Origin of the sequence: Acidaminococcus sp. AM33-14BH (assembly GCF_003603525.1) — a bacterium.
GTDB classification, from domain to species: Bacteria; Bacillota; Negativicutes; order Acidaminococcales; family Acidaminococcaceae; genus Acidaminococcus; species Acidaminococcus intestini.
In genome coordinates this window covers 1-20,586 of sequence record NZ_QTNG01000010.1, presented here as the reverse complement: position 1 = coordinate 20,586, position 20,586 = coordinate 1, and the positions used below count along the sequence as shown (strand labels likewise).

The window sequence follows — 20,586 nt, the reverse complement described above, 5'->3', positions numbered from 1 at the left end:
AAAAAGCCGCTGCTGAAAAAGCTTCCGTATAGCAAAAAGACTGGCAGCCGAATGGCTGTCAGTCTTTTGGACTGTCTTATTTGACTGCGTTGACTTTCTTGGCTAAACGGGACTTTTTGCGAGCAGCAGCAAATTTGTTCACCGTACCCTTGCGGGCAGCTTTATCGAGTAAGCTTGCAGCGGTCTTAAGAGCGGCCTGAGCCTCATCCTTGGAACCAGCAGCAGCAAAAGCTTCAACCTTACGTGCAGTACTGCGGATTTCCGCCTTGACGGGGCCATTGGCAGCGCGGCGCTCAGCATCAGTCTTGACGCTACGAACGGAAGACTTAATATTCGGCATGTTTTCACCTCCACCAATTAGCTTTACCGAAACATTTTATCATTAATAGATATAAAAGGCAAGGAGTTTTTCCATAAGGCTCCTGTATGAGCCGGTCGGTTCCTTCTATTTGACGTACACGATGGTTGCTCCAAAACCGCCTTCGTTAAGAGGTGCCATTTCTGTTTTTTTCACATTGGGATGCTGCTTGAGGTATTCGAGCAGTCCCTTGCGAAGCATGCCCGTGCCCTTTCCATGAACCAAGCGGAAGCGGTCCATACCGGCAAGCAACGCGTCATCAATGGCCTTATCCACGTCAGGGATGGCTTCATCCACGGTTTTCCCCCGTACATCGGTCTGGATAGACGTATCCTGGGCCTTTTTAACAAAGAACTCATGACGGCTGCCGGAACTTTTCTTAAGCGTCCGGTACGTCTTTTGCGGCGAAACTGGCTGGGCCTTTGTGAGAATACAATCCTTCATGGACACATTCATCTTCATGACGCCGACAGCAACCGTCACATCACGGCCATTGACAGCTGTAATCTTTCCTTCCTGGCCCAGGGTCTTGACAAAGACCACCTTGCCAACAGCCGCGTTGCCGCTTGTAAGGCCCTGCCCTTCCGGCTCCGTGCGGCCCGAAATGGAAAAATTCTTACTAAGGGCCTTGCGGCTCATCTCAGCCAGCTGTTCGACTTTGGCGCTTTCCACGAGATTCTGCTGAGCCCGCAGTTCCTTGAGGATGCCTTGGCTTTCACGGCGGGCGTTGCGATAAAGCTCATCCGCTTCTTCCCGGGCCTTGCGAAGGATGTCATTCCGGCTCTTTTCAAGACGGGTCTTTTCTGCTTTCAGCTGGTTGCGGAGGATTTCCGTTTCCCGCCGCAGCGTTTCAATTTCATCCTTGCGGCTTTCGTATTCCCGCCGCTCTCCTTCAAGATTCTGGAGCACCCGTTCCATATTGCTGTGCCGCTCATTGATAAAGGTCCGTGCCTCATCAAGAATGTCTTCAGATAGGCCCAAACGGCGGCTGATATAAAAAGCGTTGCTGCTTCCCGGGACCCCCATAAGAAGACGGTAGGTCGGACGCAGCGTTTCCGGATCAAATTCGACGCTGGCGTTCTGCATGCCTTCATGTTCATAGGCAAAGGTCTTGAGCTCGCTGTAATGTGTTGTCATGATCGTAAGGACATGGGCCTTATAAAAATGCTCAATCATGGCCATGGCAAGGGCTGCTCCTTCTGTCGGATCGGTCCCGACACAGACTTCATCGACAAGGACCAGATCGCGATCCGTGGCTTCCCTTATTATGGAAATCATGTTCTTCATGTGACCGGAAAACGTGGACAGGCTCTGTTCAATACTCTGTTCATCGCCAATATCGGCGTAAATTCCGGAAAAAACAGGGAAAACCGCTTCTTCAGCAGGAAGAAAGAGTCCCGCCTGGGCCATGAGGGCAAAGAGGCCAACGGTCTTTAAGGCGACAGTCTTGCCGCCCGTATTGGGTCCTGTAATGAGAAGCGTCGTAAAGTCCCGACCCAGCTCAATATCAAGGGGGACAATAGAATCCTGCTCCAAAAGGGGATGACGGCCCTTGACAATACGCAGATTGTGATCAAGGACCATCATGGGTCGCCGCGCCCCAAGCGCCTCGGCATAGAGAGCCTTGGCCGAAATGAGGTCCACTTGGGCCACAACGGTAAGACTCTCAAGGATATGGTCTGCTTCAGCCCCTACATGGCTTGTCAACGTTCGCAGGATGCGTTCCACTTCCGCCTTTTCTTCAAGGATATACTTCTTGATGTCGTTATTGAGATTGACAACAGCCATCGGTTCAATGAAGAGCGTCGCCCCGCTTGACGACTGGTCATGGACAATGCCAGGAAAATTAAGGCGATATTCTTGCTTGATGGGGATGACATACCGATCCTCACGCATGGTGACGAGGGCGTCTTGGAAATATTTCTGGTTGTTTGGGTCATGCAGGAGGTCGGAAAGCTTATCCTTTACCCGGTTGCGAGCAACGAGGATGCCCGTTCGAAGGCCCGAGAGCTTCACCGAAGCTGTATCCTTGATATTGCCTTTTTCATCAAGGACGCTGGATAGCTGCTTAGAAAGGCGCGAAAAATCATAAAGCTCATCGCCGTAACGCACAAGAGCAGGCGCCGTTTCTCTTACCTCCTTAAGGAATGCCTTAAGGTCCAGCATCCCCGAAATGGCATCCTGGATGGCCTTGAATTCTTCCGGATCAAGAAGGCTGCCGACACGGGTACGTTTCACCAATCCAGAAATATCCGTAATGCCCCCTAAGGGAATACGCCGGCCTTCATCGAGGATACGGACCGCTTCCGCAGTTTCTTCCTGAGAAAGTTTGACCTCCTCAAAGCGGGAAGAACTCATCAGTTCCATGGCAAGACGCTGCCCCATGGCCGTACCAGCGTACTGGCTGAGTTTTTCCCTGACCTTGGTAAATTCCAATGTATTGATTGCAAATTTTGCCATTATAAGACACCTCTAAAATAATGGCCCCGCGTGGTTCCCGGTTCATTTTCCTCGACAAGGGTCACCCCGTCAAGAACGCCCCGGTACATGGCGGTCAGGACGCCAGTCTCTTCGACAGAAGCATTCCGGGCGTCAAACCGCAGCCGGGCAAGGCCTATCTTCTCCATTTTCTTTGCATGGGCCAGCATGGAAAGGCGCTGACCATTGAGGATATGCATCCGGCCAAATTGGTCCTGTTTCAACGGGAAACGGACTTTCTTCCGGTCCTCGAGAAAACCGGCTTCTTTGCAGTGATAATCACAGTGGCCTTGATCAAGATGGCCGAGGAAGCTGCCCTCTACACAATATTCGGAGACCATCATTTCAAGGGAGCCTTCGGCAAGGCATTCCAAGGGCAGGTTTGACTTCCTCGCAAGGCCCTCGACTTGGGAGAGCGTAAGTTCCGGAGACAGCGTGATGCCCTCAGCGCCAAGTTCCTGCCAAAAAAGGATGCTCTGGCTGTTAAAGGTATTTTGGTTCCAATCGACCCACAAAGGAAGTCCCTGGGCAAGGACCTTTTCTACAAGTCCGTTATTGCTCACGACGATTCCGTCAGGCGACAGGGCCTGCCAACGGGGTAGGACCTGATCATAGTAGGAAAGCTGTCCTTCGGAAACAATACGGCTCGTGCCGATATACCACTTCTTTCCCTTTTCCCGGACCCAGCCGCCAAGGGTTTCAAGGTCTTTCAGCGTCAAAAGAGGCAGGGTAAAACTGTCGCCGCCAACAATAAGGACGTCGGCGCCGCCTGAAAGGGCGGCTTTGGCCTTATCCAAGGTATCAACATGGACGGACAGTTCAGCATGGCGGCGCAGAGAATGATTGACAGGCTGGGACAAATTGCGGTCACTCCATTGAACCTTTTTGCGGGGCGGGCAAAAATCCTCAAGGCGCGCTTTCGTGAGAGCTTCTACAGCAAGACGGCGCGCTTCATTGATTTCACTCATGGGAACCATGACATTGTCATCGCACGTAAGGAGCAAGCTCCCTAAAGAAAATTCCGTGTTGCCCAGGCGGTCCACCTGTTTTCGCACCACGGTTTCATCAAGGGCATGCTTGCGAGCCCTTTCTACAATGAACTGAGTCTGTGCCGTCCCCGTATGACCTTCATCATCCGCAGCCGTAATGGTCATAGGCTTTCCGAAAGGAGCGGTCACATAAAAGGACAGGGGAATGCGTTTTTTATGTTCCGGGCCAAAGAAACTTTCAGCATAGATCATGAGTTCGTGGTCATTCGTCCGGAAAACGCGGTCGTTAAGACGGAGGCCTCGAGGTACGGAGATGGTAACCTTCTCGCCTACTTCGGCTACGTCACGGCTCTTTCCATTGACCGTCATGGCATCGACAATCGTTCCCACGCGGCCGCCGACGCTCACCCAAAATTCCAGACCGTCCCCCAGGTGCAGGGTCCGTTCGAGCTTGATCGTACCTTCCGTGTGATCTTTATTCAAGGAAACAACCCGGCCCAGAAGGATGCCGCGGTTATTGGGGCGGCGGTCACTCATCATGGTTCGTCCCGGCTTTTTCTCAAGATAGGCCGTCGTAAAATCACGGTTGAAGATCTGTTCAATGTGTTCACGATCTTTTTCAGGGACAACGTACTTGCCTGTGAAATAGCGGTCAATGGCGCGGCGGTAGATATCTGTCACGACGGCCACGTATTCAGGCCGTTTCATGCGCCCTTCGATTTTAAAGGACCGAACGCCGGTTTCGATGAGTTGGGGGAGGATGTCAAGGGTGTTCATATCCTTTGGACTCAAGAGATACTGACCGGCATCAGCGTTTTGGAGCATGTCCTTTCCCTCCTTGTTGACCAAGGTATAGGGCATGCGGCAGGTCTGGGCACAGCGGCCCCGGTTTCCGCTGCGGCTGCCGATGAGGCTTGACATAAGACACTGACCGGAATAACAGATGCAGAGTGCGCCATGCATGAATGTCTCGATCTCACCAGGCGTCTTTTGACAGATTGTTTTTAAGTCCTTTAAGGTGGTTTCCCTAGCCATGACAGAACGGGGCATACCCTGATGGTAGGCAAAGATGGCACCAGCGGAATTGGTAATGGTCATCTGCGTACTGGCATGCAGTTCCAGTTCAGGTACCGTGCGGCGGCAAAGCCGGATGATGCCAAGATCCTGGACAATGATGCCATCAACACCGATATTGCTGAGGAACGTGACATAGTCCCCCAGCGCCTTCATTTCCTCATCAGTGACAAGGGTATTGACCGTGACATAGATACGAACATGGTGCAGGTGAGCAAAAGTGATGGCCCGCTGCAGTTCTTCAGGGCCAAAATTTTCGGCATAGGCCCGAGCGCCAAAAGCAGAGCCACCCAGATAAACCGCATCGGCACCGGCAAAAACAGCCGCCTCAAGGGCCTCCCAGGTCCCAGCCGGGGCCAAAAGTTCAACATCTTCTCGTCTCATGAAAATCTCCTTATATCATAGAAAGAAAATAGCATAACAGAATTTTGAACTTATATTATATCATATTGAAAGTCCCAAAAGAAGAAGGACCTACCCTCCCTTCCCCTTTCGAGGGCCACAAGGCATGCGAATTCGGAAAGAATTTCTATTGCAGTCCGTCAAGTTGTGATATAATACGGTTAGCTATTTGCTTTTTCCATCAGATCAATCTAGAAACAGGAGCTGACACAATGACGTATAAAGGAAAAAGAAACTGGAGGAATCTCCTCAAGCCCCGAAATCCTCGGGAAAAGAAAAAATTAGGAGGCATGATTCTTTCGGCTGTCCTTGCCCTGATCCTTGTAGGGTTCATTTCCCTCACGGCTTTCTTTGCCCTGGCAAAGTTCACAACAGCCAAGATTATGTCAAAAGATATGGTGCCCATGGCGTCGTCCCAGTTCTATGACATCAATGGCGACCTGATTTCGACCGTTGATTCCGAAGAAGACCGTATCCCCGTTTCCATCAGTAAGGTACCTAAAAACCTGCAGAACGCGTTCCTTGCAGCTGAAGACATCCGCTTTTACCAACACGGCGGAATTGACTTCAAAGGGATTGCCCGCGCCATCTACACCTACATTCGTTATGATGAGGTCCAAGGCGGCAGTACCATTACCCAGCAGCTGGCCAAAAACTACTTCCTTACGCAGGAACGGACGCTGACGAGAAAGATCCACGAAGCCTTCATTGCACTCCAGATTGAACAGAAGTACACCAAAAAGGAAATTCTGGAAATGTACATGAACCAGATTTACTTCGGTCAAGGGGCCTACGGGGTCGAAACGGCAGCCAATACCTACTTTGGGAAACATGTTGAAGATTTGGATCTTGCCGAGGCCGCTATGATTGCCGGGATTCCCAAGAGCCCGAATTATTACAACCCGAAAGCCAATCCGAAGACAGCCAAGGCCCGTCAGGAAACGGTCCTCAGCCAGATGGAAAAGTATAATTTCATCACGCCGGAAGAACACAAAAAAGCAAGTGAGGAAAAGCTCGAATATAAGAGCCTGACTTCAAATCCTGGCTCCAAAAGCTATTTCATCGACTACTGCATCCAGATCCTCATTGATAAATTTGGTCCCGATGCCGTCTATAAGCAAGGGCTCAAGGTTTATACCTCCCTTGACCCAACCATGCAGAAAGCCGCTGAACGGGCCGCAGCCCTGACGCCGACCTACTACACGGACAGCAATAAGCTTAAGCAGCCCCAGTCAGCCATTGTCGCAATCGATCCGAAAACAGGATACATCAAAGCCATGATTGGCGGCCGCGGGACGGACCAGTTCAACCGGGCCGTCATGGCAGAGCGCCAGCCGGGTTCCGCTTTTAAACCTTTTGTTTACCTTAACGCCTTGGAACATGGTGCCACACCAAACGACATTGTCGATGACTCCCCCATTCCCGGCAGCTGGAACCCGCAGAACTATGACCGCCGCTTCCACGGCAAAATGACCTATCGCCGGGCTCTCACCTATTCGTACAACATTCCGGCCATCAAGATCAGTGAAAAATACGGCAACAGCAATGTCTTGAAGCTTGCCAAGAAAATGGGCATTACGACCCTTGTTGAAGATGGACCCCAGTCCGATGACAACTCGGCCATGGCCTTAGGTGGCCTGACCCACGGCGTCACGCCCCTTGAAATGGCAGGTGCCTATGGCGCCATTGCCAACATGGGAAAATTCAACAAACCGACGCCAATCGTCAAGATTGTGGATCGGAACGGCAAGACCATCTACGAACACAAAGCAGACCCTGTTACAGTAGCTAAACCGAGCAGCGTCTATATGCTGATCAGCATGATGGAAGATGTCATGACCCGCGGTACCGGGCGCGGCGCTGCCATCAGCAGACCTTCTGCCGGCAAGACGGGGACCACGAGTGAATACCGCGATGCTTGGTTCGTCGGCTTCACACCAAATCTGGCCGCTGCCGTCTGGATTGGCGACGACAACAATGATTCCTTAGGCGGGATGACGGGCGGCGGTGAACCGGCCACCTTATGGCGGACCTTCATGACTTACGCCGTCGATGAACTGCCTGTGGAAGATTTTGAACGTCCCAGCGGCTTCAAGGAACCGGTTCGGGTAAGTGAACCCAACGATGACAAGAAAGCCGAAGAGGACAAGAAAAAGAAAGAGGCAGAAGAAAAGAAAAAGAAAGCAGCCGATGAGAAGAAGGAAGCGCAGGATGCCAAGCCTTCTGAAAGCGGTTCCAAAGCCTCTTCCAGCGAATCGTCAGCGCCTAAGAGCAGTATTGCTCCTCCGCCTGTCAGACCGCCAAAACAATAAGATCAGGAAGAAAGCTGCAGGATTCGGTCCTGCAGCTTTCTTGCAGAAGGATAGAAAAGGACTCCCCCTCTTTCTTACCTCGGTGGAAATTTTTTATTGAAAAAGGAGCATCCCTCCAAACAAAATCCTTGCTTGGAGGGATGCTCCTTTTTTGATTTCATGGACCTTTGCCTGCACCAGCCAGGTATTTGCGTCCTTTGCGTTTAGGTTACATGATTTTTCTTTCCGCTTCCTTGAAGAAAGCCTTAACGGCTTCCACGACCTTCTTATCAGCTTCCATCCAGTCCATCTTATTGAAGTCACGCCAAGTAAGCCATTCGGCATTTTCATGTTCCAAGAGCTTCAAGGTACTGGGATCGACGCTGCAAAGGTAGCAGTCCATCACCAGATGGAATTCAGGGTAATCATATTCGACGGTCGTGAGCCGTTTTCCCACTGAAATTTGGGCAGCCAGTTCTTCCTTGATTTCACGGACCAAGGCCTTTTCCGGGGTTTCCCCAGCTTCCACCTTACCGCCGGGAAACTCCCATTTATCCTTAAATTCACCGTAGCCACGCTGGGTCGCATAGACACGGTCGCCGCGGATCATGACCGCAGCCGCTACATGAACGGTTTTCATTGATGGATCCTCCTTAACTGGAAAACAGATTGCGAGGATGAATTCCTACGCTTTTTCTATTGTACCACACAGCGTATGGGAAGAAAACCGGAGTGAACAGGTCTTCCTTACGAGCCGCCAAAAAAGGGCCGTGAAAATTCTCACGGCCCTTTTCCCATAGCTTATCAGCGTTTGTTGGAATTTCTCCAAATCCCGATGCTTTCTGCATCTTTGATCAGTTTTTCGCGGACATCCGGATGGGCAACGGAAATCAGTTTTTCTGCACGCTGCCACGTGGTCATCCCTTTGAGATTGACAATCCCGTATTCCGTGACAAAGTAGTTGAGGTTCGTTCTCGTCGCCGTAATGGCATCGCCAGGCGTTAAGGTCGGAACGATACGGCTCTTGATTTCCCCATCATGACCCTTAAAGGCAGAAGAGCAGCAAAGGAAGCTCTTACCACCCTTGGACAGATAAGCTCCCAACATGAAGTCAAGCTGTCCGCCAGCACCGCTGATATGTCTGTGCCCAACCGATTCGGAAGCCACCTGACCGGTCAGGTCCACTTCGATGCAGTTATTGATGGACATGAAGTTATCGATCTGGGCAACGACACGGGCATCATTGACATAATCAACCGGAGCAGCCATGATGGCAGGGTTATTGTCTACATAATCATAGAGTTTCTTCGTGCCGGCAGCGAAGGTAAAGACCTGACGGCCCTTGTCAATATTCTTCTGCGCACAGGTCAGCTTGCCGGCGTTAGCGATATCAACAAACCCATCGACATACATTTCCGTATGAACGGAAAGATCCTTGAGGTCGCTCTTGGCAATCATGGCACCAACAGCGTTCGGCATACCGCCGATTCCGAGCTGCAAGCAGGCACCATTCGGGATTTCCGGAACAATGAGCTTGGCAACTGCTTCATCAATCTCACTGGGAACACCGCTCGGCAGATCGGCCATGGGAATGCCTTCATTTTCAACAATGAAATCAACATCATCAATATGGACACTGACTTCCGTACCACCTAAGACGACCGGCATCAGAGGATTGACTTCAACGACAACCTTTTCGGAGACTTCGATCACGGCTGCAATATCGGATGCGGAAAGGCCGAAATTAAAGTACCCATGTTTATCCATCGGAGCCACTTGGATGAACGTGACATCGACATGTTTAATGTTGTCGCGGTAATTGCGGGGGAGCTCGGAAAAACGCAGCGGCGCATAGTAGCCAATTCCGTTATCCGTGAGTTTTCTTTCATAACCACTTGCATGCCAGGAATTCCAGCACATCTGTTCCTTGGCATTGGGAATCTTGGCCACTTCCGGCATCCAGAGCGCAACACCGCCGCGGAACTTAAGATCTGTCAGGCTCGGTTCCTTGATCATCCGTTCCGCCAGGGCCTTATCCAGTACGCGGGGATGGTTGGCGCACCACCCATAGTCTACCCAGTCACCGCTTTTTACGATTTTAACGGCTTCTTCCGGCGTCGTGAGTTTCTTTGCGTATTCCTTTTCGTAATTCATGACGTTAACATCCTCCCTATTTTCTATACACCCCGAATCCCATGGGCAGGATCCCTCTCCAACGTAAGGACAATGGGACAAATTTCCCCTCGAAAAGCCCCCCAAGGGGCACTCATGAAAATCAGGTTTATTGACTCCTCTATTATATCTCATTTTAAAGATTTATGTGAAAAATTCGCTAATTTAAACTAAATTCTTATTGATAATAGTTTCTATAAAATAACTATTGTGAAATCCATGTTTAGCTGACTCATTTTTTTCCCATGGGAAAAAGGTCCCCCCTTCAAATAGAAGGGGCAGGACCTTTACAATCATCTTTTATTTTAAGATGAGACGATAATATTTTTTCTTTCCTTTGCGGAGGAGGACCTCCGTTTTACCTTCAAAAAGGGTTTCCGATAGCGCGGCGGCCACATCCGTTACCTTCGTATCCCCGACCGTAAGGCCATTTTGTTGGATCAGGCGGCGTCCTTCGCTCTTGGAAGCAATGATCTTGGCATCAAAAAGAAGGTCCAAAAGCGGGCTTCCGAATTGCTCCTTCGTAACTTCCACCACAGGGGCATTTCCCATATCCCCGCCAGCACCAAAAAGGGCTTCCGCGGCTGCTTTGGCCTTATCGGCTTCTTCTTTTCCGTGAACCAGTTTTGTCACTTCATAGGCTAAGGTCACTTTTGCTTCGTTGATTTTTGACCCTTCAAGGGCGCCGAGACGGCGTACTTCATCCATGGGAAGGAAGGTCAGGAGAGCCAGGCATTTTTCCACATCGGCGTCATCGACGTTTCTCCAGTATTGATAAAAATCAAAGGGAGAGGTTTTTTCTGCTGACAGCCAGACGGCTCCGCCGACGGTCTTGCCCATTTTCTGGCCCTGACTGTTGGTCAAGAGGGTGTTGGTCATGCAGAAAGCGGGCTGACGATCTTTACGTCGAATGAGTTCCACTCCGGCAATCATATTGGACCACTGGTCATCACCGCCCAGTTCCATCACGCAGTTATACTTCTTATGAAGGACATAGAAGTCATAGGCCTGCATGATCATATAGTTCATTTCAAAGAAAGAAAGTCCATTTTCACTGGCAAGGCGGTTCTTGTAGCATTCTGCCCCCAGCATCCGGTTGACAGAAAAATGAACGCCTACTTCGCGGAGGAACTTGATGTAATTGAGCCCCAGCAGCCAGTCCGCGTTATCGGCAACAATGGCCTTGCCGTCCGACAGATCGATGAAGCGGCCAACCTGTTTCTTGAAGCATTCCACATTGTGGTGAATGAATTCCGGTGTCAGCATCTTGCGCATCTCATTTTTGCCGCTTGGGTCACCGATCATACCCGTACCGCCGCCCATGAGGATAATGGGACGATGACCGGCACGCTGCATATGGGCCATGACCATAAGAGCGATGAAATGACCTACATGAAGGCTGTCCGCCGTCGGATCAAAGCCAATATAGTATGTGATCTTTTCCTTTTCCAATAATTCCTTGATTTCTTCTTCGTGGGATAACTGTTTAAGGTAACCCCGTTCCTTGAGAGTATCAATGACGCTCATGGACAAACCTCCTTGTTATGATAAAAATAAGGACCCATGCAGGTCCCCTATTTTGCAAAGGAACGACTGCATGGATCAGCAAAAGCAATCTCAGTGACTGTCCTTGGGGATATCAGAAGTACAATGCGGACATTTTGTTGCGGCCGGATCGATGGGCATCTTACAGAATGGGCAAAGCGTCTCTGGTGCTGGTTCTTCCTTTTCTTCCTTCTTAAAGCGATTCAGGAGGGAAATCATGAGGAAGATGACAAAAGCCATGATGAGAAAATCAATGACCGTCGTAATGAATTTCCCGTAGGCAATGACAGGAACCTTGGCAGCCGTTGCTTCTGCAAGGGTATCAACTTTCTTGCTGGAAAGATTGATAAAGAGGTTTGAGAAATCAACCCCACCCAAGATCATCCCAATAGGCGGCATGATGATGTCGGACACAAAGGAAGCGACAATCTTACCGAAAGCACCGCCAATGATCACACCGACAGCCATGTCGACAACGTTACCGCGAAGTGCAAAAGCTTTAAAATCCTTCAAAAAGCTGGACATCATAAAACCCCTTTCAATTGGGCAGATTTAAAGCAGTCTGCGGTGGACTGCATTCTTTGTATTATACCATAATATGGGAAGAACGCAACCGTTTCGGGAGATGAGGATCTCCCCCTTTCAAAAAGAAAACCTTGGAGAAAGAAAAGGCGGATTTGTATGGTTTCTAACAGTTGCAAAGCGAGCACCCATTTTTCTTAATAAATCGAACGATTTTAGTTGCATAATGAAATTCATTTGTTATAATAGCAACTACAGTAAGAAAATTTCTATATTGACTATTACCTTTTTCTTATTACCCGGTTCCTAGGCATAGTCCTTTGACCGCGAATCCAAGGGGAGGTCCTTCTATGAAAAAAATTACGTCCGTCCTGGTCGCCAATCGCGGCGAAATTGCAATTCGTGTTTTTCGTGCCTGTCACGAAATGGGAATCCGAACAATTGCGGTCTACAGTAAAGAAGATTCCCTATCCCTCCATCGCTTCCGCGCCGATGAGTCTTATTTGATCGGGAAAGGGAAAAAGCCAGTCGATGCCTACCTTGATATAGAAGAGATCATCCGGGTGGCCCATGAGCACCATGTCGACGCCATCCATCCCGGCTATGGCTTTCTTTCGGAAAACGCAGACCTTGCTAGGCGCTGCGCCGAAGAAGGCATCACGTTCATTGGCCCCCATATCGACCACCTCACCATGTTCGGTGACAAAGTCAACGCCCGCGCACAGGCCAAAAAGGCCGGTATCCGGTTTATTCCCGGCAGTGACGGACCAGTCATGAACTTTGCTGAAGTGGAAAAGTTTGCCAAGGATGTGGGCTTTCCCATTATGCTGAAAGCCGTCAATGGTGGCGGCGGACGCGGCATGCGCATGGCCCATTGCATGAGTGAGCTGAAAGACGCCTATGAACGAGCAAAATCCGAAGCTAAACTCGCCTTTGGCAATGACGAGATCTATCTTGAAAAATACATCCGCAATCCAAAGCACGTCGAAGTCCAAATCATGGGCGATGAACACGGGAATGTCTTCCACCTTTATGAGCGGGACTGCTCCATCCAGCGCCGCCATCAGAAAGTCGTCGAAATCGCGCCGGCCTTTGCCCTTCCTCGGAAGCTCCGCCAAGAAATCTGCAACGCGGCCGTAACGCTCATGAAGAACGTGAACTACGTCAACGCCGGTACCGTCGAATTTCTTGTGACGCCGGACGGTGACTTCTACTTCATTGAAGTGAATCCCCGCATCCAGGTCGAACATACAGTAACGGAAATGATTACGGGCATCGACATTGTCCAGACCCAAATCAAGGTGGCAGAAGGCTATGCCCTCACGAGCGACGAAATTGGCATTCCGTCCCAAGAGGCCATCATGTGCCACGGCAACGCCATCCAGTGCCGCGTGACGACAGAAGACCCTCTAAATGGTTTCATGCCTGACTCAGGCAAGATCATTGCCTACCGCAGCGGCGGCGGGTTTGGGGTCCGCCTTGACAGCGGCAACGCCTTTACCGGGTCCATTATTACGCCTTACTACGATTCCCTGCTCGTGAAAGCAACGACATACGGTCTCACCCACGCCCAAGCTGTACAGAAGATGCTCCGCGAACTCGATGAATTCCGTATCCTCGGCGTCAAGACAAACATTGGCTTTTTGACCAACGTCCTGCGCGAAGCCTCCTTTGTACGCGGCGACTACGATGTCAATTTTATCGATGACCACCCTGAGCTCTTTGACCTGCCCGTGGTCCATAATAGGGGCACGAAGCTCCTCAAATATATTGGCGAAGTCACGATCAATGGCTATTCCGGAAAGGGGCCGGAAGTCCATCCCGATTTTACTCCCTTGGAACTGCCGGAACCGGCAACGGGCGATTATCCCCAAGGAACGAAGGCCATCTTTGACAGCCGTGGGGCCGAAGGCCTTGCAAAGTGGGTCCTGGAGCAAAACCAGGTACTCATTACCGATACGACGATGCGGGATGCCCACCAATCACTCCTTGCGACCCGTGTCCGCTCCCAGGATATGCTTCGCGTCCTGGAAACGTCGGCAAAGAAAATGCCCCAATTCTTCAGTTATGAATGCTGGGGCGGCGCTACCTTTGATGTGGCCTACCGGTTCCTCAAGGAAGATCCGTGGAAACGCCTGCGGGCCATGCGGAAAAAGGCGCCCAACGTCCTTCTCCAGATGCTGATTCGCGGGGCAAATGCCGTAGGGTACACGAGCTACCCCGATAATGTCGTAAAAAATTTTGTTGAACTAGCAGCCAAAAACGGCATCGACGTCTTCCGTATCTTTGACAGCTTGAACAGTCTGGACAATATGAAAGGAACCATCGAGGCCGTTCGTGAAACGGGCAAAGTGGCCGAAGTCGCTCTGTGCTATACCGGAGACATCTTGGATCCCAGTCGCTCCAAGTATAACCTGGACTACTATGTTTCCATGGCTAAGGCCCTTGAAGACGCCGGCGCCCACATCATTGCCATCAAGGATATGGCAGGACTCTTGAAGCCGGAAGCAGCCTATGCCTTGGTTTCCGCCCTGAAAGAGGCGGTATCCGTACCGATTCACCTACATACCCACGATGGGTCCGGAAACGCTGTGACGACCTTATGCCGCGCTGCCGATGCCGGTGTCGATATTGTGGATGCCGCATTTTCCGCGCTTGCCGGCGGAACGAGCCAGCCCAGCATGAACAGCTTCTACTACGCCATGAGCGGCAAAAAGAACCAACCTCAACTGAATATCCAAGCGGCAGAGGAAATGAGCCGCTACTGGGCCTCGGTTCGGCCCTACTACAAGGGTGTCGATAAAGGCGACCCCTTCCCCAACACAGAAGTCTATGACTGCGAAATGCCAGGCGGCCAGTTCTCAAATCTCAAGCAGCAGGCTAAGGCCGTGGGCCTCGGTGACCGCTGGAACGAGATTAAGAAGATGTACCATGACGTGAACCTCATGTTCGGTGATATTGTGAAGGTTACGCCTTCCTCGAAAGTCGTCGGTGACATGACCCTCTTCATGGTCCAAAATGACCTGACAGAAAAGGACATCTACGAACGGGGTGACAGCCTTGATTATCCGCAGTCCGTCGTGGATTTTTTTGAAGGCCGCTTAGGCGTGCCCTACGAGGGATTCCCGGAAAAGCTGCAGAAGATCATCCTCAAAGGCAGGAAGCCCCTTGATAAGCGTCCTGGTGCCCTCCTTGACCCCATTGATTTTGAAGCCGTCCGGACAAAGCTCGAAAATGCTCAATACAACCACACCGATGAAGATGTGAACGCCTACTGCCAGTATCCCAAAGTATTCAAGGACTATGAGGAATTCATCAAGAAATATGGGGATGTCAGCGTCCTTGATACACCGACCTTCTTCTTTGGCATGACAAAAAACGAAGAAATCACGGTCACTTTGGATGAAGGCGTGGAGCCCGTCATCAAACTCATCAACGTAAGCGATCCCGATGATCGGGGCATGCGGACCGTTACTTTCATGTTCAACGGTGCGGAACGGGAAATCGACGTGATCGACAAGAATGTCGACCAAAAGACCATCGTCAGCAAGAAAGCAGATCCCAATAACCCCGGTGACGTAGCAGCAACCCTTTCGGGTTCGGTCGTAACTGTCCTTGTAAAGAGCGGAGAAAGCGTAAAAAAAGGCCAGCCCCTTGTGGTCACGGAAGCCATGAAGATGGAGACGACCATTACGGCTCCCATCGCTGGCGCCGTTGGCACCATCTACGTAACCAAAGGACAAGCCATTATGAGCGGCGACTGCCTGCTTGAAATCAGGTAAGGAGCGAGTAGCAGTGATTTCTAAATAGCAATCCTGACCTCTCACACGACCGTGCGTACCGTTCGAAGCGCAGCGGTTCCCTCGGTTTCACAAACTTGCTTGTCATAGCCCACCATGGGTATATAACCATGGTGGGCGCACAAAAAACAGCCTGTGAAGTAATTTCTTCACAGGCTGTTATCTTATTTATTAGAGAGCCGCTTTGGCGGTTTCAACGAGTTTTGCAAAAGCAGCAGCGTCGTTGACAGCCAGATCAGCCAGGACCTTACGGTCGAGTTCGATACCAGCTTTCGTCAGGCCGCAGATGAAACGGCTGTAGCTCAGGCCATTAGCACGGGTTGCAGCATTGATACGGGCAATCCAGAGCTGACGGAATTCGCGTTTCTTGGCTCTTCTGTCACGGCGAGCGTAGTACAGCGCCTTCATGACGGTTTCATTGGCTTTTTTGAAGAGCTTGCTCTTGGAACCTCTGTAGCCCTTAGCGAGCTTCAGAATGTGTTTATGACGTCTATGGGCAGTTACACCAACTTTAATTCTTGCCATTTTCCATATCCTCCTTCGTTCTCAATACCAGTCTTATGCGTAAGGCAGCATCTTAGCTACGCGTTCATGGTCAGTCTTATGGACCAAGGCAGCTTTACGCAGGTTTCTCTTACGGGTCGGAGACTTGTGTTCCAGGATATGGCTTCTAAAAGCCTTGGCACGCTTGAATTCACCGGTAGCAGTAGCTTTGAAACGTTTAGCCGCAGATCTGCGGGTTTTCATCTTAGGCATAATGGATATCCTCCTTATTATTTGGAACTTTTGGGAGCAACAATCATGACCATGTTGCGTCCTTCCAGTTTCGGTTTTCTTTCGATGACTGCAATGTCCTGCAGTTTTACAGCCATTTTATTGAGCAATTCCTCTCCCAGTTCAGGGTGGGTCAGTTCACGGCCGCGGAACATAATGGTGGCCTTGACCTTATCTCCGCCTTCAAGGAAACGAATGGCATTTTTGGTCTTGACATCAAAGTCGTGTTCTTCAATGCGGATACGCAGTTTGACTTCCTTTACGTCAACGGTCTTTTGACGCTTGCGGGCTTCCTTTTCCCGTTTCTGCTGTTCATACTGGTACTTGCCATAATCCATGATTCGGCAGACCGGGGGCTTAGCCTTCGGAGCAATTTCAACCAGATCCAAATGATGCTGGGCAGCAAGCTCGAGGGCACGGGCTAGTGGCATGATGCCCAACTGCTCCCCATCGACAGTATTGACGCGGACTTCCCTAGCGCGGATCTCTTCATTGATCCTCAATTCATCTTTTGCTATGACGATCACCTCCACAGAATATGGATAAGTACAATCCCGGCACTTACCTCAAAGTAAAAGAAAAACGGGCGAACCAAAGTCCACCCGTCAAACGAACATATCATAGACCCTGTCGAGCTTAGGCTGCAAGGTGAGAAGCAGGTGGCCTCTACTTGGTTACTTGGCTATTCTACTACAGATAGAGCAGTCTGTCAACTTATTTTTTCTCCTTGATTTCCTTCTGGAGTTTGGCAATGAATTCATCAACAGCCATCGCTCCCATCTCGCCTTCGCTGCGGCTGCGGACGGACACCGTACCATTCGTAGCTTCCTTTTCACCGACAACGAGCATATAGGGAACTTTCTTGATCTGACCTTCGCGGATCTTGTAGCCAATCTTTTCATTGCGGTCGTCGAGGTGGGCACGGATGCCAAGGGCTTCCATCTTGTCCACGACAGATTTGGCGTATTCATTGAACTTGTCCGTAATCGGCATGACGCGGACCTGTTCCGGAGCCAGCCAAGCTGGGAAGGCGCCGGCATAGTTTTCAATGAGGATCCCAATAAAGCGTTCAATGGATCCATAAACAACACGGTGAATCATGACAGGACGATGTTTCTGTCCATCTTCTCCCGTATAGGTGAGATTGAATTTTTCCGGAAGCAGCATATCAAGCTGGATCGTACCGCACTGCCACGTACGGCCAATGGAGTCCTTCAAATGGAAGTCGATCTTCGGACCATAGAAAGCGCCGTCCCCTTCGTTGACGACATATTTCAGGCCAAAGTCATCCATAGCTTTGCGCAGGGCGTTCGTCGTCATTTCCCACGTAGCGTCATCGCCCATGGAGTTATCCGGACGCGTGGATAGTTCTGCATGGTACGTCAGACCGAAAGTTGCATAGACCTCATCGAAAAGACGGATCGTTTCTTGGATGACGTCTTCAATCTGGTTAGGCATCATGAAGATGTGGGCATCATCCTGGGTAAAGCAGCGGACACGGAACAGACCATGAAGGGCACCGGACAGTTCATGACGGTGAACAAGACCCAGTTCACCGACACGCAGCGGCAGGTCACGGTAGGAATGGGGCTCACTGTCATAGACCAGCATGCCACCGGGGCAGTTCATCGGTTTGATGGCATAATCTTCGCCGTCAATCTTCGTGAAGTACATATTTTCCTTATAGTGATCCCAGTGACCGCTCGTTTCCCAAAGCTGGCGGTTCATGATCATCGGCGTGGAAACTTCATAATAGTTATACTTGCGATGAACTTCACGCCAGTAATTGATGAGTTCGTTGCGAAGGATCATGCCGTTTGGCAGGAAGAAAGGAAAGCCAGGGCCGTAGTCGCTCAGCATGAAGAGACCAAGCTGTTTGCCCAGTTTCCGGTGGTCACGCTTTTCTGCTTCTTCCAGCATATGGAGATAGGCTTCCAGGTCTTCCTTGCTGGCAAAAGCCGTGCCATAGATGCGCTGGAGCATCTTGTTTTTTTCATCGCCGCGCCAATAGGCACCGGCAATGCTCATCAGTTTGAAAGCCTTGACCCGGCCCGTGGAAGGGCAGTGAGGCCCCGCACACAGATCCGTGAAGTCGCCCTGAGAATAGGTACTGATGACAGCATCTTCCGGCAGGTCTTCGATGAGTTCAACCTTGTACGGTTCATTTTCTGCCTTGAATTTAGCAAGGGCTTCGGCTCTGGGAATTTCATGACGGACAACGGGCAGGTTTTGCTTGACAATCTTCGCCATTTCCTTTTCGATGGCTTTCAGGTCATCGGGCGTAAAAACGTGCTCACTGTCAAGATCATAATAGAATCCTTTTTCAATAGCTGGACCAATGGCAAACTTGGTTCCCGGGAAAAGGTGCTGGATGGCTTGGGCCATGACATGGGAAGCCGTATGACGGATAGCATGGAGGCCTTCCGGACTGTCAGGCGTAATGAATTCAACAGCAGCATCCCGGTCCAAGGAATCAGCAAGGTCCTTGTTCACACCGTCGACCTTTGCCAAAAGCGCCGTTTTGCCCAGTTTCTGGTTGAGGCTCTTGGCAATATCCAGCAGGCTGATGCCTGCTTCAAATTCTCTTTTGCTGCCGTCCGGCAGACTGACATTGATCTTTGCCATAATAAAAACTCCTCCTTTTGATTGCCAGGGGATATAAAAAAGGCCCGTCCCTAACATAGGGACGGGCACATGCTCGCGGTTCCACCCTGATTGATCCCCGATATGGGGACCCACTCGGTACCTTTAACGCAGGTAATACGATCAGGCTTACTTTTGGGTTCAGCCGATGGTTTGAAGGTGGTGAATCATCATTCGTCTGGGTCGTTCTCAGCTTCCGACCTCTCTGTACAGTGGCCCTGATGACGTGTCCTTCGCATGACCGATGGCAATTTTGAATTTGTGCTCATTATACCACGACAAAATCCCTTGTCAAGGGAATTTGGAAAATTTTTCTTGATAACATGCCTGTCACAAGAAAATGAACAGCGGCTATTTTGTCACTTTTTACAAGATGGGACAATAAAAATCCGGATTTTTTGTGACAATCCCCTGTTCCCACTACCGTCTTGAATAAAATCGCGCTACAATGGGATGCGAAAAAAATAGAAGGAGACGCATCATCTTGAAAAAAATCATCGACCTCCTCCTTGTCCTTATCGTGCTGATGATGGGCATAGGAGGCGGCTTTTTATACCGTGAAGGGATGGGATATGTGGACTATGCCCTGCGTCGGGGCAATTCCAAGGACCCTTGGGGGCCGCCCCAGGCCTTTGAGGAAATCTACCCCTACCCCAACAAAGATCCCCAGAACCAGCCCAATGCCCCCCTGGCCCCAACTGAAATCTGGACACTCCAATCCTTTGACGGGCTGCAGCTTGTAGGATCCCATTTCCTGCCGGAAGGAGAAAGCCACCGCTGGGTCATCCTCGTTCACGGCTACGGCTGCAATGAACGCTTTATGTGGGGCGTCGCTCCCTATTATCTAAAAAGGGGCTATCATGTCGTGACACCCAATATGCGGGCATCGGGAAAAAGTGAGGGAACCTACCTCACCATGGGCGTCCTTGAAGGCAAGGACGTGGCCCAATGGGCCCGGGAAATCACAGCCGTGGACCCTAAGGCACGCATTGTCCTGCACGGCGAATCCATGGGTGCAAGTGATGTCATGATGGCCCTGGGAGAGCCCCTTCCTAAAAATGTCAAGGCCGTCATTGAAGACAGCGGCTACAGTGACCTATCCCGTCTCCTTGAAGAACGCATGGAAGACCTCGATATCCCCTACCCCAACGCTATCATTGAGGGAGCGAATCTCCTGATGAAAATCCGTACAGGCGTCTTTTTGCGGGACGTTTCCCCCATCAAGGAGGTCAAAAAAAGCACCCTTCCGATTCTCTTCATCCATGGTTCGCGGGATGAACTCATTCCGCCCCACATGATGAATGACCTTGCCGCACAGAGCCCGTCCCCAATAAAGGAGGAACTGCTCATCAAAGGTGGGCGGCATGCAGAAAATGATACCTTGGGAGATGTCTATTTCCGTCAAATCTTCCGTTTCCTTGAAGAAGCGGGCTTGTGAACCTCCCCCGCATATAAAAGCGGGAGATTCTCGAAAAAGATAAAAAGGGGTTCTTTGTCAAATTTTGGGGTGCTAAAGTGTCTATGCACTCCTGGAGAGG

14 protein-coding genes and 1 other annotated feature are annotated in these 20,586 nt (G+C 50.6%); of the genes, 3 read left to right on the top strand and 11 right to left on the bottom strand.

Annotated elements, in window-relative coordinates:
• Positions 1-76: 76 nt before the first annotated feature.
• The 3 genes from rpsT to DW817_RS07830 form a co-directional block, all read right to left on the bottom strand.
• Positions 77-340 carry a 30S ribosomal protein S20 gene (gene rpsT / locus DW817_RS07840; RefSeq protein ID WP_009014758.1) on the bottom strand — a complete coding sequence of 88 codons (264 nt, stop codon included), beginning with the start codon at positions 338-340 and terminating at the stop codon, positions 77-79.
• A 105-nt stretch (positions 341-445) separates the two neighbouring features.
• Complete coding sequence (locus tag DW817_RS07835; protein WP_021737105.1) at positions 446-2,818, bottom strand: endonuclease MutS2; 2,373 nt, start codon at positions 2,816-2,818, stop codon at positions 446-448.
• Positions 2,818-5,283, bottom strand: a complete 2,466-nt coding sequence (locus DW817_RS07830) for a DUF3656 domain-containing protein (RefSeq protein WP_021737089.1) — start codon at positions 5,281-5,283, stop codon at positions 2,818-2,820. Before DW817_RS07830 ends, DW817_RS07835 begins: the two co-directional genes overlap by 1 nt.
• A gap of 230 nt (positions 5,284-5,513) precedes the next feature.
• Between DW817_RS07830 and DW817_RS07825 the strand changes: the two genes are divergently transcribed.
• Positions 5,514-7,613 carry a transglycosylase domain-containing protein gene (locus DW817_RS07825; RefSeq protein ID WP_120112012.1) on the top strand — a complete coding sequence of 700 codons (2,100 nt, stop codon included), beginning with the start codon at positions 5,514-5,516 and terminating at the stop codon, positions 7,611-7,613.
• 208 nt (positions 7,614-7,821) lie between these two features.
• Here the strand turns inward: DW817_RS07825 and DW817_RS07820 are convergent, their stop codons facing one another.
• The 4 genes from DW817_RS07820 to mscL form a co-directional block, all read right to left on the bottom strand.
• Positions 7,822-8,232, bottom strand: a complete 411-nt coding sequence (locus DW817_RS07820) for a (deoxy)nucleoside triphosphate pyrophosphohydrolase (protein ID WP_021737110.1) — start codon at positions 8,230-8,232, stop codon at positions 7,822-7,824.
• Positions 8,233-8,396: 164 nt separating this feature from the next.
• The gene (locus tag DW817_RS07815; RefSeq protein WP_021737098.1) at positions 8,397-9,746 is read right to left on the bottom strand and encodes a butyryl-CoA:acetate CoA-transferase; all 1,350 of its coding nucleotides are present in this window, start codon (positions 9,744-9,746) and stop codon (positions 8,397-8,399) included.
• Between the two features lie 318 nt (positions 9,747-10,064).
• On the bottom strand, positions 10,065-11,291 hold the full coding sequence (gene tyrS / locus DW817_RS07810; RefSeq protein WP_021737083.1) for a tyrosine--tRNA ligase: 1,227 nt from the start codon (positions 11,289-11,291) through the stop codon (positions 10,065-10,067).
• Positions 11,292-11,381: 90 nt separating this feature from the next.
• Entirely contained in the window at positions 11,382-11,837 is a 456-nt protein-coding gene (gene mscL / locus DW817_RS07805; protein WP_009014765.1) for a large conductance mechanosensitive channel protein MscL, read from the bottom strand.
• A 344-nt stretch (positions 11,838-12,181) separates the two neighbouring features.
• Between mscL and DW817_RS07800 the strand changes: the two genes are divergently transcribed.
• On the top strand, positions 12,182-15,613 hold the full coding sequence (locus tag DW817_RS07800) for a pyruvate carboxylase (RefSeq protein ID WP_021737121.1): 3,432 nt from the start codon (positions 12,182-12,184) through the stop codon (positions 15,611-15,613).
• Positions 15,614-15,802: 189 nt separating this feature from the next.
• Here the strand turns inward: DW817_RS07800 and rplT are convergent, their stop codons facing one another.
• The 4 genes from rplT to thrS all read right to left on the bottom strand — a co-directional run bounded on the left by rplT (position 15,803) and on the right by thrS (position 19,030).
• Positions 15,803-16,156, bottom strand: a complete 354-nt coding sequence (gene rplT / locus DW817_RS07795) for a 50S ribosomal protein L20 (protein WP_009014767.1) — start codon at positions 16,154-16,156, stop codon at positions 15,803-15,805.
• Positions 16,157-16,189: 33 nt separating this feature from the next.
• Positions 16,190-16,387 carry a 50S ribosomal protein L35 gene (rpmI, locus tag DW817_RS07790; protein ID WP_009014768.1) on the bottom strand — a complete coding sequence of 66 codons (198 nt, stop codon included), beginning with the start codon at positions 16,385-16,387 and terminating at the stop codon, positions 16,190-16,192.
• Between the two features lie 17 nt (positions 16,388-16,404).
• Positions 16,405-16,908 carry a translation initiation factor IF-3 gene (infC, locus tag DW817_RS07785; protein WP_226828431.1) on the bottom strand — a complete coding sequence of 168 codons (504 nt, stop codon included), beginning with the start codon at positions 16,906-16,908 and terminating at the stop codon, positions 16,405-16,407.
• 65 nt (positions 16,909-16,973) lie between these two features.
• Positions 16,974-17,083: a sequence feature (ribosomal protein L20 leader region), on the bottom strand.
• A gap of 36 nt (positions 17,084-17,119) precedes the next feature.
• Positions 17,120-19,030: a threonine--tRNA ligase gene (gene thrS, locus DW817_RS07780; RefSeq protein ID WP_021737102.1), complete on the bottom strand. Its 1,911-nt coding sequence runs from the start codon at positions 19,028-19,030 to the stop codon at positions 17,120-17,122.
• 502 nt (positions 19,031-19,532) lie between these two features.
• On the opposite strand from thrS, the gene DW817_RS07775 reads away from it, so the two are divergent.
• On the top strand, positions 19,533-20,486 hold the full coding sequence (locus tag DW817_RS07775) for an alpha/beta hydrolase (protein WP_021737081.1): 954 nt from the start codon (positions 19,533-19,535) through the stop codon (positions 20,484-20,486).
• Positions 20,487-20,586: the final 100 nt, after the last annotated feature.

Coding starts and splice junctions, on each gene's coding strand:
- tyrS (WP_021737083.1), bottom strand. CDS start 11,291: ATGAGCGTCATTGATACTCTCAAGGAACGGGGTTACCTTAAACAGTTA.
- rplT (WP_009014767.1), bottom strand. CDS start 16,156: ATGGCAAGAATTAAAGTTGGTGTAACTGCCCATAGACGTCATAAACAC.
- rpsT (WP_009014758.1), bottom strand. CDS start 340: ATGCCGAATATTAAGTCTTCCGTTCGTAGCGTCAAGACTGATGCTGAG.
- DW817_RS07835 (WP_021737105.1), bottom strand. CDS start 2,818: ATGGCAAAATTTGCAATCAATACATTGGAATTTACCAAGGTCAGGGAA.
- DW817_RS07800 (WP_021737121.1), top strand. CDS start 12,182: ATGAAAAAAATTACGTCCGTCCTGGTCGCCAATCGCGGCGAAATTGCA.
- DW817_RS07830 (WP_021737089.1), bottom strand. CDS start 5,283: ATGAGACGAGAAGATGTTGAACTTTTGGCCCCGGCTGGGACCTGGGAG.
- rpmI (WP_009014768.1), bottom strand. CDS start 16,387: ATGCCTAAGATGAAAACCCGCAGATCTGCGGCTAAACGTTTCAAAGCT.
- DW817_RS07815 (WP_021737098.1), bottom strand. CDS start 9,746: ATGAATTACGAAAAGGAATACGCAAAGAAACTCACGACGCCGGAAGAA.
- DW817_RS07825 (WP_120112012.1), top strand. CDS start 5,514: ATGACGTATAAAGGAAAAAGAAACTGGAGGAATCTCCTCAAGCCCCGA.
- thrS (WP_021737102.1), bottom strand. CDS start 19,030: ATGGCAAAGATCAATGTCAGTCTGCCGGACGGCAGCAAAAGAGAATTT.
- DW817_RS07820 (WP_021737110.1), bottom strand. CDS start 8,232: ATGAAAACCGTTCATGTAGCGGCTGCGGTCATGATCCGCGGCGACCGT.
- mscL (WP_009014765.1), bottom strand. CDS start 11,837: ATGATGTCCAGCTTTTTGAAGGATTTTAAAGCTTTTGCACTTCGCGGT.